This window comes from Pseudomonas sp. SDO55104_S430, assembly GCF_054070595.1.
The window spans coordinates 1-1842 of sequence record NZ_JBSVXG010000444.1; the positions used below are offsets into that span (position 1 = coordinate 1).

Annotated in this window: 1 protein-coding gene and 1 pseudogene; both read right to left on the reverse strand. The window is 63.5% G+C overall.

All coding sequences use genetic code 11. The annotated features are described in order from the left end of the window. Positions 1 to 83 precede the first annotated feature (83 nt). Positions 84 to 944, reverse strand: coding sequence for a CAP domain-containing protein (locus ACW9JE_RS30540; RefSeq protein ID WP_457434883.1), 861 nt, complete (start codon positions 942 to 944; stop codon positions 84 to 86). Positions 945 to 1085: 141 nt separating this feature from the next. Continuing rightward, positions 1086 to 1595: pseudogene (locus ACW9JE_RS30545) on the reverse strand (helix-turn-helix transcriptional regulator); the annotation flags it as partial. Positions 1596 to 1842 lie beyond the last annotated feature (247 nt).

The following is a 1842-nucleotide window of genomic DNA, read 5'->3' on the forward strand; positions in this document are numbered from 1 at the left end:
GGCACATCCAACATCGATGTCGACTGACACTCCGTCTTCGCGGGCAAGCCTCGCTCCTACAGGGTTGAGCTACCCGTTATTCCTCACTTCGCCCCAAACACCATCGTCCAATAAACCCCTTCATCACTACGCGCCTCGGTCGCATACCCGGCACCCACCTGGGTAAACATCGGGTTCATCAAATTCGCACAATGCCCGGGACTCGCCAGCCACCCGGCCATGGCTTTGCTCGGCGAACCCTGACCCGCCGCGATGTTCTCCCCAATCTGCCGCCCCCGATAACCCGCGGCCCGCGCCCGGTCGGCCGCGGTGTCGCCATCAGGATCCTGGTGCGCAAAGTAATTCCCGTAAGCCATCGCCTTGCTATGCCCTTGCGCCGCAGCGCCCAGGTTGGCGTTCCAGGCCAGCGGCCGGGCGGCGGCAAAACGCCGACTACCGCACATGCGCGGTTTGGCCCGTGCGGCGTTGACCTGAGCCAGCAGACTCTTTCCGACCGAGCGGCTGTCCGCCATCTGACTGTCCAGCACCGGCCTCGCCAGCACAACCTGCCATTCGCCCCGGCTGCGACTGACACCAACATCGCTGTACTGGCTGTCGAGCAAGGCCGAGCAGTGTTCATCGGCCAGCATCTCGAACGCCTCTTCGGCATCCCGCGCGCCAACCACACGAATACTGCGAACCGCCACCGCCTGATAGCCCGAGTCCTTGAGTCGCTCACGCATCCCGCCACCGTAACCCACCGGCAAGGCCAGGCTGGATTTGAGCGTCAGTGGCGACAGGCGTTGAGCGGGGCGGCGGCCACAGCCTTCAGGGTGGGCACGAAAATCGTTGATGGCGCTCACCAGTTCGCGCTCCGCGCCGGCGTGGGCGGGGGTGGCGAAGAGGGGAAGGGTGGTCAACAGGCACAGCGAAGTGAAGCGCACAGCGAGAGCGGTTTGGCGCATGGGCGGCAACTCGGATGAGATGACAAGGGTTGGGGAGTGCGTGATTGCCGCTCTTAGACTGGCGCCCGCCAACTAGTTCAAGGGGCTGCCGGGGAGATTTGCTGGCAAGGCTGCGAATCCGACGAACGCAGTGGATTGCGCTTAATCGGACTCAGGTTCGGCTTCATCGGGCCGTAGTTTGAAACGGCAGACATGCCCGCCACGCACCATGCATTCCTCGTGTTCGACATCAGCGCCGCCCAACGTGCCGATCAGCGCCAGATCCAGCTCGCACACCACCGGATGGGCCGCAGCCAGACGGTGGAACACGCAGTTGTGGGCGACGATTTCGGCATCGCCCGATGATCGGAAGATCACCTCGGCTTCGTAACCGGCCTCGTTCATGTGCTTGACGATTTTTCCTTCATCGACCACTAGCCGTTCGCGATCCTCGGCCAGTTTGCGGCCCAGGCTGCGCATCAGTGTGGCCAGGGCTTGGGGACCGATGATGTCGGCCACTTCATCGATCAGGGCGCTGGCCAGCAATTGATACTGGCGGGGGAATTGCTCCCGGGCATGCTCGGTGAGCCGATACAGCTGCTCCGGCCGCCGCCCGGTGGGCCGGGTGTCGCCGCGCAGCACCAGGCCGTCACGCTCCAGCGCCGCCAGGTGAAGTGGCAGATCAACGGTCGGGGTTTTCGGGTGAATGTGCGGGCCTCTTCGCGGGCAAGCCCGCTCCCACAGGTATCGAGGTTGGATGTGGAATTTGCGTCCGGATGAGGATCACTGTGGGAGATCCCTGTGGGAGCGAGCCTGCTCGCGATGAGGCCCTGTCATCCAACATTGAAGTTGCCTGACACACCACCATCGCGAGCAGGCTCGCTTGTATGGTAGGACTTGAAGGGAGGAGGAGGGACAA

Excerpts from the sequence above, each read along its gene's own strand:
- ACW9JE_RS30540 (WP_457434883.1), bottom strand. The coding sequence starts at position 944 with ATGCGCCAAACCGCTCTCGCTGTGCGCTTCACTTCGCTGTGCCTGTTG.